This window comes from Streptomyces sp. NBC_00376 (assembly GCF_036077095.1).
GTDB lineage: Bacteria > Actinomycetota > Actinomycetes > Streptomycetales > Streptomycetaceae > Streptomyces.
Genome location: NZ_CP107960.1, coordinates 6,617,533 through 6,631,448, shown reverse-complemented (window position 1 = coordinate 6,631,448; position 13,916 = coordinate 6,617,533). Strand labels below are relative to the sequence as shown.

Below are 13,916 nucleotides of genomic sequence, written 5' to 3'. Positions count from 1 at the left end.
CCCCGGGAGACGGGGGCCGTTCCACCCCTGCCTAGACTTACCCGCCATGAAGAGCGAGTCGGCCGTACAGGTCCGCGGCCTGGTGAAGCGGTACGGCCCCAAGACCGCTGTGGACGGCCTCGACCTGTGTGTGAGCGCAGGCGCCGTCACCGCCGTCCTCGGCCCCAACGGCGCCGGCAAGACCACCACGATCGAGACCTGCGAGGGCTACCGCCGCCCCGACGCCGGCACGGTGCGGGTCCTCGGCCTCGACCCGGTCGCCGATGCCGCGAGGCTCCGCCCCCGGATCGGCGTGATGCTCCAGTCGGGCGGTGTCTACTCCGGAGCGCGCGCCGACGAGATGCTCCGCCACATGGCGAAGCTCCACGCCCACCCGCTGGACGTCGACACCCTGATCGAGCGCCTCGGCCTCGGCGGCTGCGGCCGCACGACCTACCGGCGGCTCTCCGGCGGCCAGCAGCAGCGGCTCGCCCTGGCGATGGCCGTCGTGGGCCGTCCCGAACTGGTCTTCCTCGACGAGCCGACCGCCGGCCTGGACCCGCAGGCCCGCCGCTCCACCTGGGAGCTCGTGCGCGAGCTGCGCACCGACGGCGTGTCCGTGGTCCTCACCACGCACTTCATGGACGAGGCCGAGGAGCTCGCCGACGACGTCGCCGTCATCGACGCGGGCAAGGTCATCGCCCAGGGCAGCCCCGAGACGCTCTGCCGGGGCGGCGCCGAGAACACCCTGCGCTTCACCGGCCGCCCCGGTCTCGACATCGGCTCGCTGCTGAAGGCGCTGCCGGACGGCTCCGAGGCGGCCGAGCTCGTCCCGGGCGCGTACCGCATCTCCGGGGACGTGAACCCGGAGCTGCTGGCCACCGTCACCTCCTGGTGCGCCCAGCACGGAGTGATGCCGTCGGGCATCTCCGTGGAGCGGCACACGCTGGAGGACGTCTTCCTGGAACTGACCGGCAAGGAGCTGCGCGCATGAGCGCCGGTACGTACACCCCCCGGCCCGGCGCCTCCCCGCTGGGCCGCATGATCGCCGCGCAGACCGCCCTGGAGACGCGGATGCTGCTGCGCAACGGCGAGCAGCTGCTGCTGACCGTGATCATCCCGACGCTGCTGCTGGTGCTGTTCAGCGCGGTCGACATCGTGGACACCGGCGCGGGCGAGTCCGTCGACTTCCTGGCGCCCGGCATCCTCGCACTCGCCGTGATGTCCACGGCCTTCACGGGCCAGGCCATCGCCACCGGCTTCGAGCGGCGGTACGGGGTGCTCAAGCGGCTCGCGGCCTCGCCGCTGCCGCGCTGGGCGCTGATGACCGCGAAGACCCTCGCGGTGCTGGTCACCGAGGTGCTCCAGGTGGCGCTGCTCACGGTGATCGCGTTCGCGCTCGGCTGGTCGCCGCACGGCAACCCCCTCTCCGTCCTGCTGCTGCTCGTGCTCGGCACGGCGGCCTTCTCCGGGCTCGGGCTGCTGATGGCCGGGACGCTCAAGGCGGAGGCGACGCTCGCCGCGGCCAACCTGGTCTTCCTTCTGCTGCTGGTCGGCGGCGGGGTCATCGTGCCGCTGGACAAGTTCCCGGACGCGGTGCAGTCGGTGCTCGGGCTGCTGCCGATCGCGGCCCTGTCGGACGGTCTGCGGGACGTGCTCCAGCACGGCGCGGCGATTCCCTGGGGCGACCTCGGCGTCCTGGCTGTGTGGGCGGTCCTGGGGCTGGGCGCGGCGGCGAAGTTCTTCCGCTGGGAGTGAGCCCGGCGGCCTCCCGTACGTGAGCGCGCGGACGCGCTCCGTCGACGTTTCGGGGTAACTCGTCCCCCTCGTGAAAGCTTGCACAAGCCGCCGCCTACGATGGTGCGCGTGCCCAAGCTGACCCGAGCCGAAGTCGCTCAAGCCGCGCGGAACCCGCTCCTGTACATCGCCGAGCGATGGACCCCCTCCCCCCGTACGGTCCGCCGTGCGGCCATGTCCGCCGTGGTCATGGCCGTGCTCATCGTGGTGACCGGCGGCGCGGTGCGGCTGACCGGCTCCGGCCTCGGCTGCCCGACCTGGCCCAAGTGCACCGACGAGAGCCTCACGGCCACGAGCGAGATGGGCTTCCACGGCGCCATCGAGTTCGGCAACCGGATGCTGACGTACGTGCTGTGCGCGGCCGTCGGGTGGGCGATCATCGCCGCCCGGTCCGCCAAGCCCTGGCGGCGCAGCCTGACGAAGCTCGGCTGGCTGCAGTTCTGGGTGGTCATGGGCAACGCCGTGCTCGGTGGCATCGTGGTGCTGGTCGGCCTCAACCCGTACACCGTCGCGGCACACTTCCTGCTCTCCACGGCACTGCTCACCGTCGCGATGGTGACCTGGCAGCGGGTCGGCGAGGGCGACGAGGCGCCCCGGCCGCTGGTCGGCAAGGCGGTCTCCCAGCTGACCTGGCTGCTCGCGGTCGCCGCGGGGCTGCTGGTCGCGGTCGGCACCGTGGTCACGGGCGCCGGGCGGCACGCGGGCGACTCCAGCGACGTGCACCGCATCCCGATCGACTGGAAGATGATCGCGCAACTGCACGCCGATCTGGCCTGGGTCGTGGTGGCTCTGACCGTCGCCCTCTGGTTCGTACTGAAGGCCGTGGACGCGCCGACCGGCCCGCTGCACCGCGCCCGTGACCTCTTCCTGGTGCTGATGGCCCAGGGCGTGATCGGGTACGTGCAGTACTTCACCGACACGCCGGAGATCCTGGTCGGTCTGCACATGCTGGGCTCGTGCCTGGTGTGGATCGCGGTCGTGCGGGTGATCCTGTCGCTGCGCGAGCGCCCCGTGGCCGTGACCGCGGTGCCCGGCCCCGCCGCCGAGCAGCCGGAGCCCGCGGCGGCCGGCTGACCGCCGCGGCCACTTCCCTGTACGACGCACGACGACGATCGCCGGACGGTTCCGAGAAGGAATCCGTCCGGCGATCGTCGTTGTACAGGGAAGTGCTGGTCAGGCCTTGTCGGAGGGGCCGCCGATCTGGATGCCTGCCATCCGCGTCCACTCGTACGGGCCGGTGCGGACCTTCGCGGCGAACTCCCCGTCGAACTCGTCGTGCATCGTGATCCCGGCCTTGCGCGTGGCGCTCTCGGCGACCGCGTACGAGGGGGCGACCAGATCGCCCCAGCCGCCGTCCTCGCCCACGAGCACGATGCGGGCGCCCCGCTGCCCGATGTAGGCGAGCTGTCCCTCCGCGCCGCCGTGCGCCTTGGCGAAGGCGCCGATCTCCTTGGCGAGCTTCGCCGCCCTGCGCTCCGCGCGGGCCGCCTGCTTGCCGCTCTCCACCTGGGTCTCTGCCGTCTCAGCCATGTTCAGAATGCTACCGACGGGTAGCTCGACGCGCGACGGGCGGGGTACGTGGCTTGGACCACGCACCCCGCCCGTCGGCAGGAATCATCAGCAGGAACCGAGCAGCGGGACTACCTCAGGAAGGGGTCGACCGCCACGGCGACGAAGAGCAGGGAGACATAGGTGATGGACCAGTGGAACAGCCGCATCTCCTTGAGCTTGGCCCCGGTCACACCGGCCTTGGCCCGGTTCTGCAGGCCGTGCGCCTCCCAGAGCCAGAACCCGCCGGTCAGCAGCGCCACCGCCGTGTAGAACCAGCCGGTGTAGCCCAGCGGGGTCAGCAGCAGCGAGACGGCCACCATCACCCAGCTGTAGATGACGATCTGGCGGGCCACCACCCGGTTGGACGCGATGACCGGGAGCATCGGCACGCCGACCCGGGCGTAGTCGTCCTTCACCTTCATGGAGAGCGGCCAGTAGTGCGGCGGCGTCCAGAAGAAGATGACGGCGAAGAGGATGACGGCCGCCCACGACATGGAGTTCGTCACGGCCGACCAGCCGATGAGGACCGGCATGCAGCCCGCGATGCCGCCCCAGACGATGTTCTGCGAGGTTCGGCGCTTGAGCAGCATCGTGTAGACGACGACGTAGAACAGCAGCGCGCCGAGCGACAGCGCCGCCGACAGCCAGTTGACCAGCAGGCCGAACCAGACCGTCGAGATCGCGGCGAGCGCGAAGCCGAAGGCCAGGCACTCACGCGGGCTCACCATGCCGGTGACCAGCGGGCGCTGCGACGTACGGTCCATCAGCGCGTCGATGTCGCGGTCGATGTACATGTTCAGCGCGTTGGCACCACCCGCGGAGAGATATCCGCCGACGGTGGTGGCGAGCACGAGCCACAGGTCGGGCACGCCCTGAGCGGCGAGGAACATCACCGGAACAGTGGTGATCAGCAACAGCTCGATGATCCGCGGCTTGGTCAGCGCCACGAATGCCTTGACACGGGCCCCGAACGGGCGATGGCCCCCTGGGCTGGGAGTCAAGGCGACCCCTGCGGGTCGGGACTCGACGGCCGTCACGCACACCCCTGACAGAGAAATCCCAGCAAGCTCCGGGCGTGAAGGCCCGGTAAAGACTTGCGCGAACCAGACCACTGTAGACGTTGGGGACAGGCCCTCCTTCGCGGGGGTGGGTCGTGTTGAGGAGGCGCGGAAGCGGGGGTCCCGCTCCCCCGTGTCGCGGCACCCGGGCCGCGGTTCCCGCCGTCGTGATACTGCGCGTGACCAGCGACCCGCCGACCGGGGCGGCACAGAAGTAGGAGGACACGCTCATAGGAGGGCCCATAAGTAAGGAGAGGCGCTCATCGGAGTGGCGCAGAAGTGAGCCGTCGCGCTCATACGGGAGGCGAACTCAGCGGGCCGCCTGCACCCTGGAAAGCAGCGGAAAATGCTTGTTCCGACGGGGGTAGGCTCGACAACGCCCGGTGCGGTCACAGTCACCGGTTTACAACAGTGGAGAGGAGCCCTGACTCAGGGTGAGCACCAAGCCGACCACCACAGATCTCCAGTGGACCGAATTGGACCAGCGGGCCGTGGACACTGTCCGTGTCCTTGCAGCGGACGCCGTACAGAAGGTCGGAAACGGCCACCCTGGTACGGCCATGAGCCTCGCTCCCGCCGCGTACACCCTCTTCCAGAAGGTGATGCGCCACGACCCCGCCGACGCGGACTGGGCCGGACGCGACCGGTTCGTTCTGTCGGCCGGTCACACCAGCCTGACCCTCTACATCCAGCTCTACCTGGCCGGGTACGGCCTGGAGCTCGATGACCTCAAGGCCTTCCGTACCTGGGGCTCGAAGACCCCCGGTCACCCGGAGTACGGCCACACCACCGGCGTCGAGACGACCACGGGCCCGCTGGGCCAGGGTGTCGCCAACGCGGTGGGCATGGCGATGGCCGCCCGCTACGAGCGCGGCCTGTTCGACCCGGACGCGGCCCCCGGCACCTCCCCCTTCGACCACATGGTCTGGGCCGTCGCCGGTGACGGCTGCCTCCAGGAGGGCATCTCCGCCGAGGCGTCCTCGCTGGCCGGGCACCAGAAGCTCGGCAACCTGGTCCTGCTGTGGGACGACAACCACATCTCCATCGAGGGCGACACGGAGACCGCGGTCTCCGAGGACACCCTGAAGCGGTACGAGGCGTACGGCTGGCACGTCCAGCGCGTCGACCAGCTGCCCAACGGCGACCTGGACCCGGCGGGTCTGTACGCGGCGCTCCAGGCGGCCAAGGCCGAGACCGGGCGCCCGTCGTTCATCGCGGCCCGCTCGATCATCGCCTGGCCCGCTCCGCACGCCCAGAACACCGAGGCCTCGCACGGCTCGGCGCTCGGCGCCGATGAGGTCGCGGCGACCAAGCGGGTCCTCGGCTTCGACCCGGAGAAGACCTTCGAGGTCGCCGACGAGGTCATCGCCCACACTCGTGAGGCGCTGGACCGCGGCCGCGAGGCCAAGGGCGAGTGGGAGAAGAGCTTCGCCGCGTGGCGCACCGCCAACCCGGAGCGCGCCGCCGAGTTCGACCGGATCTCCGCCGGCGAACTGCCCGCGGGCTGGGAGGACAAGCTCCCGGTCTTCGAGCCGGGCAAGGGTGTCGCCACCCGCGCCGCCTCCGGCAAGGTGCTCCAGGCACTCGGCGAGATCATCCCCGAGCTGTGGGGCGGCTCCGCCGACCTCGCGGGCTCGAACAACACCACGATCGACAAGACGTCGTCGTTCCTCCCGGTGGGCAACCCGCTGCCGGGCGCGGACCCGTACGGCCGCACGATCCACTTCGGCATCCGCGAGCACGCCATGGCCGCCGCCATGAACGGCATCGCGCTGCACGGCAACACCCGTATCTACGGCGGCACCTTCCTGGTGTTCTCCGACTACATGCGCAACGCCGTGCGCCTGTCCGCGCTGATGCACCTGCCGGTGACGTACGTGTGGACGCACGACTCGATCGGTCTCGGCGAGGACGGCCCGACCCACCAGCCGGTGGAGCACCTGGCCTCGCTGCGCGCCATCCCGGGCCTGAACATCGTCCGCCCGGCCGACGCCAACGAGACCTCCATCGCCTGGCGCGAGATCCTGCGCCGCTACACCAAGGTGTTCGGCAAGGGCGCCCCGCACGGCCTGGCGCTGACCCGCCAGGGCGTTCCGACGTACGAGGCGAACGAGGACGCGGCCAAGGGCGGTTACGTGCTCTTCGAGGCCGACGGTGGCGAGCCGCAGGTGCTGCTGATCGGCACCGGCTCCGAGGTGCACCTCGCGGTCGAGGCGCGCGAGGAGCTCCAGGCGGCCGGCATTCCGACCCGGGTGGTCTCGATGCCCTCGGTCGAGTGGTTCGAGGAGCAGGACCAGGCGTACAAGGACAGCGTTCTGCCGCCGTCCGTGAAGGCGCGCGTCGCGGTCGAGGCCGGCATCGGTCTGACCTGGTACCGCTATGTCGGTGACGCCGGCCGGATCGTGTCGCTGGAGCACTTCGGTGCCTCGGCCGACGCCAAGGTCCTCTTCCGCGAGTTCGGTTTCACCGGCGAGCACGTCGCCGCCGCCGCGCGGGAATCTCTCGCCGCAGCCACGCGCTGACGCCGATATACGACTAGTAGGAGATGCAATTCTCATGACAGACGCACTCAAGCGCCTCTCCGACGAGGGCGTGGCGATCTGGCTCGATGACCTGTCGCGCAAGCGGATCACCTCCGGCAATCTCGCCGAGCTGATCGACCAGCAGCACGTCGTGGGCGTCACCACCAACCCGTCGATCTTCCAGAAGGCGATCTCCTCGGGCGACGGGTACGAGCAGCAGCTCACCGACCTCGCCACCCGCAAGGTCACCGTCGACGAGGCCATCCGCATGATCACCACGGCCGACGTGCGGGACGCGGCGGACATCCTGCGCCCGGTCTTCGACGCCACGGACGGCCAGGACGGCCGGGTCTCCATCGAGGTCGACCCGCGTCTGGCCCACCACACCGCGGCCACCGTCGCCGAGGCCAAGCAGCTGGCCTGGCTGGTGGACCGGCCCAACACGCTCATCAAGATCCCGGCGACGAAGGCCGGTCTCCCGGCGATCACCGAGGTCATCGGCAAGGGCATCAGCGTCAACGTCACGCTGATCTTCTCGCTGGAGCGCTACCGCGAGGTCATGGACGCCTACCTGGCGGGCCTGGAGAAGGCGAAGGCCGCGGGCCTGGACCTCTCCCTGATCCACTCGGTGGCCTCCTTCTTCGTGTCCCGCGTGGACACCGAGATCGACAAGCGCCTGGACACCGTCGGCACCGGCGAGGCCAAGGCCCTCAAGGGCAAGGCGGCGCTCGCCAACGCCCGGCTCGCCTACCAGGCGTACGAAGAGGTCTTCTCCTCGGAGCGCTGGGCCGCCCTGGACAAGGCGCAGGCCAACAAGCAGCGTCCGCTGTGGGCCTCGACCGGCGTCAAGGACCCCGCGTACAAGGACACCCTGTACGTCGTCGACCTGGTGGCCCCCGGCACGGTGAACACCATGCCCGAGGCCACCCTGGACGCCACGGCGGACCACGGGGAGGTCACCGGCAACACCATCGCCGGCACCTACGAGCAGGCCCGCGCCGAGCTCGACGCCGTGGCGAAGCTCGGGATCTCCTACGACGACGTCGTCCAGCTCCTTGAGGACGAGGGCGTCGAGAAGTTCGAGGCGTCCTGGATCGACCTGCTCAACTCGACCGAGGCGGAGCTCAAGCGCCTCGCCCCTTCGGAGGGCTGACCACCTTGTCTGGTGTTCCCGGAGCCAATCCGCTTCGTGACCCCCAGGACCGACGGCTCCCGCGCATCGCGGGGCCGTCGGGTCTGGTGATCTTCGGAGTCACGGGCGATTTGTCCCGTAAAAAGTTGATGCCCGCCGTGTACGACCTGGCCAATCGCGGCCTGTTGCCGCCGGGCTTCTCCCTCATCGGTTTCGCGCGCCGCGAGTGGCAGGACGAGGACTTCGCACAAGAGGTCCACGACGCCGTCAAGCAGCACGCCCGTACGCCGTTCCGCGAGGAGGTCTGGCAGCAGCTCATCCAGGGGATGCGCTTCGTCCAGGGCAACTTCGACGACGACGATGCCTTCGAGCAGCTGAAGAACACGATCCAGGAGCTGGACAAGGCGCAGGGCACGGGAGGCAACTTCGCCTTCTACCTGTCCGTGCCGCCGAAGTTCTTCCCCAAGGTCGTCCAGCAGCTCAAGAAGCACGGCCTCGCGGACCAGAAGGAGGGCTCCTGGCGGCGTGCCGTCATCGAGAAGCCCTTCGGCCACGATCTGAAGAGCGCACAGGAGCTCAACCAGATCGTGCACGACGTCTTCCCGCCCAACGAGGTCTTCCGGATCGACCACTACCTGGGCAAGGAGACGGTCCAGAACATCCTGGCGCTGCGGTTCGCCAACACGATGTTCGAGCCGATCTGGAACCGGTCGTACGTCGACCACATCCAGATCACGATGGCCGAGGACATCGGCATCGGTGGCCGGGCCGGCTACTACGACGGCATCGGCGCCGCCCGTGACGTCATCCAGAACCACCTGCTCCAGCTGCTGGCGCTGACCGCGATGGAGGAGCCCGGCTCCTTCCATCCGAAGGCCCTGGTCGCCGAGAAGCTCAAGGTGCTCACGGCGGTGGAGCTGCCGGAGGACCTGGGCAAGCACACGGTGCGCGCCCAGTACGAGCACGCGTGGCAGGGCGGCGAGGAGGTCCGCGGCTACCTCGAAGAGGACGGCATCGACCCCAAGTCGAAGACCGACACCTACGCCGCGATCAAGCTGACGATCAACAACCGCCGCTGGGCGGGCGTGCCGTTCTACCTCCGTACCGGAAAGCGGCTCGGCCGCCGGGTCACGGAGATCGCGGTCGTCTTCAAGCGGGCCCCGTACCTGCCCTTCGAGTCCGGCGCCACCGAGGAGCTGGGCGGCAACGCCCTGGTCATCCGGGTGCAGCCGGACGAGGGCGTGACCGTGCGGTTCGGCTCCAAGGTGCCCGGCACCTCGATGGAGGTCCGGGACGTCACGATGGACTTCGCGTACGGCGAGTCCTTCACGGAGTCCAGCCCGGAGGCCTACGAGCGGCTCATCCTCGATGTGCTGCTCGGCGACGCCAACCTCTTCCCCCGGCACCAGGAGGTCGAGCTCTCCTGGAACATCCTCGACCCGATCGAGCAGTACTGGGACAAGCACGGCAAGCCCGCCCAGTACCCGGCGGGTTCCTGGGGTCCGGCCGAGGCCGACGAGATGCTCGCACGAGACGGACGGAGCTGGCGCCGGCCATGAAGATCGATCTGACGGAGACCACTTCCAGCAAGATCAACCAGGCGCTGGTCTCGGCCCGCCGTGCCATCGGCACGCCGGCCATCGGCATGGTGCTCACCCTGGTCATCGTCACCGACGAGGAGAACGCGTACGACGCGCTCAAGTCGGCCGGTGACGCCTCGCGCGAGCACCCCTCGCGGATCATCGCGGTGATCAAGCGGGTCAGCCGCTCGCCGCGCAGCCGCCGGGACGCCCGGCTCGACGCCGAGGTGCGGGTCGGTTCCGACGCGGGCACCGGCGAGACGGTCGTGCTGCGTCTCCACGGCGAGCTGGTCAACCACGCCCAGTCGGTGGTGCTGCCGCTGCTGCTGCCGGACGCCCCGGTCGTGGTCTGGTGGCCCGAGGACGCACCCGCCGACCCGGCGAAGGACCCGCTGGGCGCGCTCGCCCAGCGCCGGATCACGGACGCGTACTCGGCGGAGCACCCTGGCCAGGAGCTGGCGATCCGCGCCGACTCGTACACCCCGGGCGACACCGATCTGGCGTGGACCCGCATCACGCCGTGGCGCTCGATGCTGGCGGCCTCGCTCGACCAGCAGTCCGCCCAGGTCGTCTCGGCGACGGTCGAGGGCGAGTCGGAGAACCCGAGCTGCGAGCTGCTCGCCATGTGGCTCGCGGACCGGCTCGGGGTCCCGGTGGAGCGCACCGTCTCCGCCGGTCCCGGTCTGACGGCCGTGCGGATGGAGACCAAGAGCGGCACCATCGTCCTGGACCGTCCCGACGGTTCGCTGGCCACGCTCTCGATGCAGGGCCAGCCGGACCGCGCGGTGGCGCTCAAGCGGCGGGACACCGCCGAGCTGCTCGCCGAGGAGCTGCGCCGTCTGGACCCGGACAACACGTACGCGGCGACGGTGAAGTTCGGCGTGGAGAAGCTCGGCGGACCGGCGGAGCCGAAGCCGGCCGAGCCCGCGGCGGACGCCGCCCCGGCCGCCGCGAAGAAGACCGCGGCCAAGAAGGCGGCGTCGAAGTGAGTGCTCCTCAACTTGTCGTGCACCGCGACAAGGAGCTGATGGCGCTGGCCGCCGCGGCCCGGCTGATCACGAAGATCGTGGACGCCCAGACCGCACGCGGCCACGCCTCGGTGGTCCTCACCGGCGGGCGCAACGGCAACGGCCTGCTGGCCGCGCTCGCCGCCGCGCCCGCCCGGGACGCGATCGACTGGTCGCGGCTCGATCTGTGGTGGGGCGACGAGCGGTTCCTGCCCGAGGGCGACCCGGAGCGCAATGTCACGCAGGCCCGCGAGGCCCTGCTGGACTCGGTGGAGCTGGACCCGTCCCGGGTGCACGCGATGCCCGCTTCGGACGGCCCCTGGGGCAACGACGCCGACGCGGCGGCGGCCGCGTACGCCGGTGAACTGGCCGCGGCAGCCGGCCCGGAGGACCACGGTCCGGTGCCGACGTTCGATGTGCTGATGCTGGGCGTCGGCCCGGACACGCATGTCGCGTCGCTCTTCCCGGAGCTGCCCGCGGTACGGGAGACCGAGCGCACCGTCGTCGGTGTGCACGGCGCCCCCAAGCCGCCGCCCACCCGCATCTCGCTCACGCTGCCCGCGATCCGGGCGGCGCGCGAGGTGTGGCTGCTCGCCGCCGGCGAGGACAAGGCGGAGGCCGCGGAGATCGCGCTGTCGGGTGCCGGGGAGATCCAGGCCCCGGCGGCCGGTGCGTACGGGCGCAGCCGCACGCTGTGGCTGCTGGACGCGGCGGCGGCCTCCCGGCTGCCGCGCGCGCTGTATCCGCCCGCCTCGCCCTGACCGTACGTCAGCACGGTTGCGCACAGGCCCGGTTCGCTCCTCGGAGCGGCCGGGCCTGTCGCGTGAAAGGATCGCGCCATGGTGCGTATCGGGACCATGGTGATGGGCGCGTCGGACGTACGGCGTGCGGCGGCGTTCTGGAAGGCGGCGCTCGGCTACGTGGAGCGTGAGCCGGCGACGGACGACGACTGGGTGGTGCTGGTCCCGGCCGAGGGGCCCGGCGTCGGCCTGGCTCTGGACCTCAGCGGTACGCCCGTGCAGGAGGTCCCCCGGGTCCACCTCGATCTCTACACCGAGGAGCAGGACGCCGAGGTGGACCGGCTGATCGCGCTCGGCGCGATGCGGGTGGACTGGGATCTGTACCCGGACGACCCGGACTTCGTCGTACTGGCGGACCCCGAGGGCAACAGATTCTGCGTCATCGACACCACGCACGGCTGACCGGGCTCACCCGGCGGGCGGGACGCGCTCCAGGAAGGGCTCCAGCAGACCGGGCACGGCCTTCGCGGCGAAGTCGAGGCCCTCGCCCGCGTCCGTGTCGTACGCCGTGTACGCACCCGCTCCGGCGGCCGTCGTCGCGGTGACGCTCAGGACTCCGGCCCGCCGCTGGAAGTAGGTCTGCCGGACCGTCCAGCCGATGACTCCGGCCCGCTCCAGCGCGGCGGTCGAGCGCCGGACCGTGCCCGACCTCACCACCAGGTAGTCGCCGCTGATCGCGTGCCCGAGACCGCGGTAGGCGTCGCGGGCCAGGAACACCCCGGCCGGCAGCCCCACGACGGCGCAGCCGAGCGCGATCCAGAGCAGTACGGGTGTCAGCAGCGCGCCCAGGAGAGCCGACACGGCCACCGGGACCAGGACGGCCCAGAACGCCCGGCGCAGCCTGCGGCCGCGGGCGGCGCGGGGGTGCCCGGTCAGTGGGGCGCCGGTCGGGGACGTGGTCTCGCGCAGCACGTCGGCGGCCACCGCGTCGGCGACGGGCCTGGGCGCGGCGGGCAGCAGGGTGTTGTGGTCGCCGTGCTGTTCCTCGTCGTCCTTGGCCAGTCCGGTGGTGATCGCGTCGACCCGGGCTGCGCCGAACGCCCGGATGCCGATCGGTTCGACGAGCTCGACCCCGCGCAGCCGCCGTTCCTCGATGGAGACGGACCGGGAGGTCAGCAGTCCGCGCCGGATGCGCAGGGTGCCGCCGGGCTCGCGCTCCAGCCGGTAGTTCCACCACATCTCGACCCACAGGCCGAGCGCGCCCACGACACCGGCGGCCACTGCGGTGACGGCAAGGATCATGATCATGGCGGTCAGCGAGGTGTCCCGGAAGCGCTCGCCGATCCACTCGATCACCCGCCCCTGTGCCCCGAACCAGTCGCTGACCTGCATCACCGCACCGGCTGCCGCACCGCCGAGCGCGGGGGCGACGAAGGAGACCGGTGCGTAGCGGATCCAGCGCGGGTCGAGGGCGACGAGCTCGCCCTCGCGGTGGGTGCCCGGGACGCCGGTGGCCGTACGTTCCAGCAGTTCGCGGCGGAGCCGTTCGCCCTCGGCCCTGGGGACCGGGTCGAGCTCCAGGGTGGAGTCGTTGCCGGAGTGCTCACCGGTGCCGATGCGGACGGTGACCAGGCCGAGTACCCGTTGCAGCAGATGGGCGGTGAGGTCGACGCTGCGGATGCGCTCCCGGGCCAGTGAGCGCTTCTTGACCAGGAACAGCCCGGTGTGGAGATCGACCCGCTCGCCACCGACGCGGTAGCGGGTGCGGCGCCACCGTACGTAGTCGCCGGCCGCCGCGGAGCCGATCAGCAGGACCGAGCCGGCGAGGACCCAGGCGACGGCGGCGTCGAGGCCGAACCGCCCGGACAGGCCGAGCGTGGTGGGAACGGCCGCGCCGGCCGCCACCCCGGCCGTGACGAGTGCGCTGACCAGGACCGTGCGCCGGTCCAGCCGCCGCCAGTCGACGGAGGTGGCCGTGCCGGGCTCCTGGGCCGGGCTCCGGCCTTCCCCGGCGTCCGGGGAGGGGGAGAGCGCCGCCCCGGGGCTCATGTGGCGTCCCCGGGGGTGGCCTGGGTGATCCGGGTCAGCCGCTCGGCCAGCCCGGCCGCCGTCTCGTGGTCGAGGCCCTCGATCCGGACCGCGCCCCTGGCCGACGCGGTGGTCACGGTGACCGTGGCGAGCCGGTAGAGCTGTTCGAGCGGTCCGCGCACGGTGTCCACGGTCTGGATCCGGGACATCGGCGCGATCCGCCACTCCTGCCGGAAGACCCCGGTCCTGACGTACACCGCTTCGTCGGTGACCTCCCAGCGGTGGGTGCGGAACCACCACGAGGGGAGGAGGACGGCGCAGCCGGTGCCGAGGACCGCGAGGACCGCGGCGGCCGTCAGCAGCCAGAACCGGGCGGGCCCGATGAACGCGCCCAGCACGGCCAGGACGGCCACGGGGGCGGCGGTCAGCAGCAGCCACTGGGCCCGCCACCACCCGACGGCCCTCGGGTCCAGCGTGTTGTTCGGCGGCCGCAGCCGCACCGTCCCCTCCCCCGTGGTCATC

13 protein-coding genes are annotated in these 13,916 nt (G+C 71.2%); 9 read left to right on the top strand and 4 right to left on the bottom strand.

Annotation, left to right across the window (positions count from 1 at the left end; translation table 11 throughout):
- Positions 1-46: 46 nt before the first annotated feature.
- The 3 genes from OG842_RS29905 (at position 47) to OG842_RS29895 (ending at position 2,850) form a co-directional block, all read left to right on the top strand.
- Positions 47-973: an ABC transporter ATP-binding protein gene (locus tag OG842_RS29905; RefSeq protein WP_266736475.1), complete on the top strand. Its 927-nt coding sequence runs from the start codon at positions 47-49 to the stop codon at positions 971-973.
- Positions 970-1,737: an ABC transporter permease gene (locus OG842_RS29900; protein ID WP_266736477.1), complete on the top strand. Its 768-nt coding sequence runs from the start codon at positions 970-972 to the stop codon at positions 1,735-1,737. Before OG842_RS29905 ends, OG842_RS29900 begins: the two co-directional genes overlap by 4 nt.
- 99 nt (positions 1,738-1,836) lie before the next feature.
- The gene (locus OG842_RS29895) at positions 1,837-2,850 is read left to right on the top strand and encodes a COX15/CtaA family protein (RefSeq protein ID WP_266736479.1); all 1,014 of its coding nucleotides are present in this window, start codon (positions 1,837-1,839) and stop codon (positions 2,848-2,850) included.
- Between the two features lie 99 nt (positions 2,851-2,949).
- Here OG842_RS29895 and OG842_RS29890 read toward each other — a convergent pair whose 3' ends face one another.
- Positions 2,950-3,306, bottom strand: a complete 357-nt coding sequence (locus OG842_RS29890) for a hypothetical protein (protein WP_259929401.1) — start codon at positions 3,304-3,306, stop codon at positions 2,950-2,952.
- 110 nt (positions 3,307-3,416) lie between these two features.
- The gene (locus OG842_RS29885; protein WP_266736482.1) at positions 3,417-4,370 is read right to left on the bottom strand and encodes a heme o synthase; all 954 of its coding nucleotides are present in this window, start codon (positions 4,368-4,370) and stop codon (positions 3,417-3,419) included.
- A 449-nt stretch (positions 4,371-4,819) separates the two neighbouring features.
- On the opposite strand from OG842_RS29885, the gene tkt reads away from it, so the two are divergent.
- The 6 genes from tkt to OG842_RS29855 all read left to right on the top strand — a co-directional run bounded on the left by tkt (position 4,820) and on the right by OG842_RS29855 (position 11,828).
- The gene (gene tkt, locus OG842_RS29880; RefSeq protein WP_266736484.1) at positions 4,820-6,907 is read left to right on the top strand and encodes a transketolase; all 2,088 of its coding nucleotides are present in this window, start codon (positions 4,820-4,822) and stop codon (positions 6,905-6,907) included.
- Positions 6,908-6,941: 34 nt separating this feature from the next.
- Positions 6,942-8,060, top strand: coding sequence for a transaldolase (gene tal, locus OG842_RS29875; RefSeq protein WP_266736485.1), 1,119 nt, complete (start codon positions 6,942-6,944; stop codon positions 8,058-8,060).
- A gap of 5 nt (positions 8,061-8,065) precedes the next feature.
- Positions 8,066-9,598 (top strand): glucose-6-phosphate dehydrogenase, encoded by a 1,533-nt coding sequence (zwf, locus tag OG842_RS29870; protein WP_266736487.1) that lies wholly within the window; start codon positions 8,066-8,068, stop codon positions 9,596-9,598.
- Positions 9,595-10,608 carry a glucose-6-phosphate dehydrogenase assembly protein OpcA gene (gene opcA, locus OG842_RS29865; protein WP_266736488.1) on the top strand — a complete coding sequence of 338 codons (1,014 nt, stop codon included), beginning with the start codon at positions 9,595-9,597 and terminating at the stop codon, positions 10,606-10,608. The genes zwf and opcA overlap by 4 nt, the downstream gene beginning before the upstream one ends.
- Complete coding sequence (pgl, locus tag OG842_RS29860; RefSeq protein ID WP_266736490.1) at positions 10,605-11,387, top strand: 6-phosphogluconolactonase; 783 nt, start codon at positions 10,605-10,607, stop codon at positions 11,385-11,387. Before opcA ends, pgl begins: the two co-directional genes overlap by 4 nt.
- 78 nt (positions 11,388-11,465) lie before the next feature.
- Positions 11,466-11,828 carry a VOC family protein gene (locus OG842_RS29855; RefSeq protein ID WP_266736491.1) on the top strand — a complete coding sequence of 121 codons (363 nt, stop codon included), beginning with the start codon at positions 11,466-11,468 and terminating at the stop codon, positions 11,826-11,828.
- Positions 11,829-11,834: 6 nt separating this feature from the next.
- Here OG842_RS29855 and OG842_RS29850 read toward each other — a convergent pair whose 3' ends face one another.
- Positions 11,835-13,415, bottom strand: a complete 1,581-nt coding sequence (locus OG842_RS29850) for a PH domain-containing protein (protein ID WP_266736493.1) — start codon at positions 13,413-13,415, stop codon at positions 11,835-11,837.
- Positions 13,412-13,915 carry a PH domain-containing protein gene (locus OG842_RS29845; protein ID WP_266736494.1) on the bottom strand — a complete coding sequence of 168 codons (504 nt, stop codon included), beginning with the start codon at positions 13,913-13,915 and terminating at the stop codon, positions 13,412-13,414. Before OG842_RS29845 ends, OG842_RS29850 begins: the two co-directional genes overlap by 4 nt.
- Position 13,916: the final 1 nt, after the last annotated feature.

What these genes read in the sequence shown, in the direction of transcription:
- OG842_RS29905 (WP_266736475.1), top strand. Translation starts at nt 47, where the DNA reads ATGAAGAGCGAGTCGGCCGTACAGGTCCGCGGCCTGGTGAAGCGGTAC.
- OG842_RS29900 (WP_266736477.1), top strand. Translation starts at nt 970, where the DNA reads ATGAGCGCCGGTACGTACACCCCCCGGCCCGGCGCCTCCCCGCTGGGC.
- OG842_RS29895 (WP_266736479.1), top strand. Translation starts at nt 1,837, where the DNA reads ATGGTGCGCGTGCCCAAGCTGACCCGAGCCGAAGTCGCTCAAGCCGCG.
- OG842_RS29890 (WP_259929401.1), bottom strand. Translation starts at nt 3,306, where the DNA reads ATGGCTGAGACGGCAGAGACCCAGGTGGAGAGCGGCAAGCAGGCGGCC.
- tal (WP_266736485.1), top strand. Translation starts at nt 6,942, where the DNA reads ATGACAGACGCACTCAAGCGCCTCTCCGACGAGGGCGTGGCGATCTGG.
- opcA (WP_266736488.1), top strand. Translation starts at nt 9,595, where the DNA reads ATGAAGATCGATCTGACGGAGACCACTTCCAGCAAGATCAACCAGGCG.
- OG842_RS29855 (WP_266736491.1), top strand. Translation starts at nt 11,466, where the DNA reads ATGGTGCGTATCGGGACCATGGTGATGGGCGCGTCGGACGTACGGCGT.
- OG842_RS29850 (WP_266736493.1), bottom strand. Translation starts at nt 13,415, where the DNA reads ATGAGCCCCGGGGCGGCGCTCTCCCCCTCCCCGGACGCCGGGGAAGGC.
- OG842_RS29845 (WP_266736494.1), bottom strand. Translation starts at nt 13,915, where the DNA reads ATGACCACGGGGGAGGGGACGGTGCGGCTGCGGCCGCCGAACAACACG.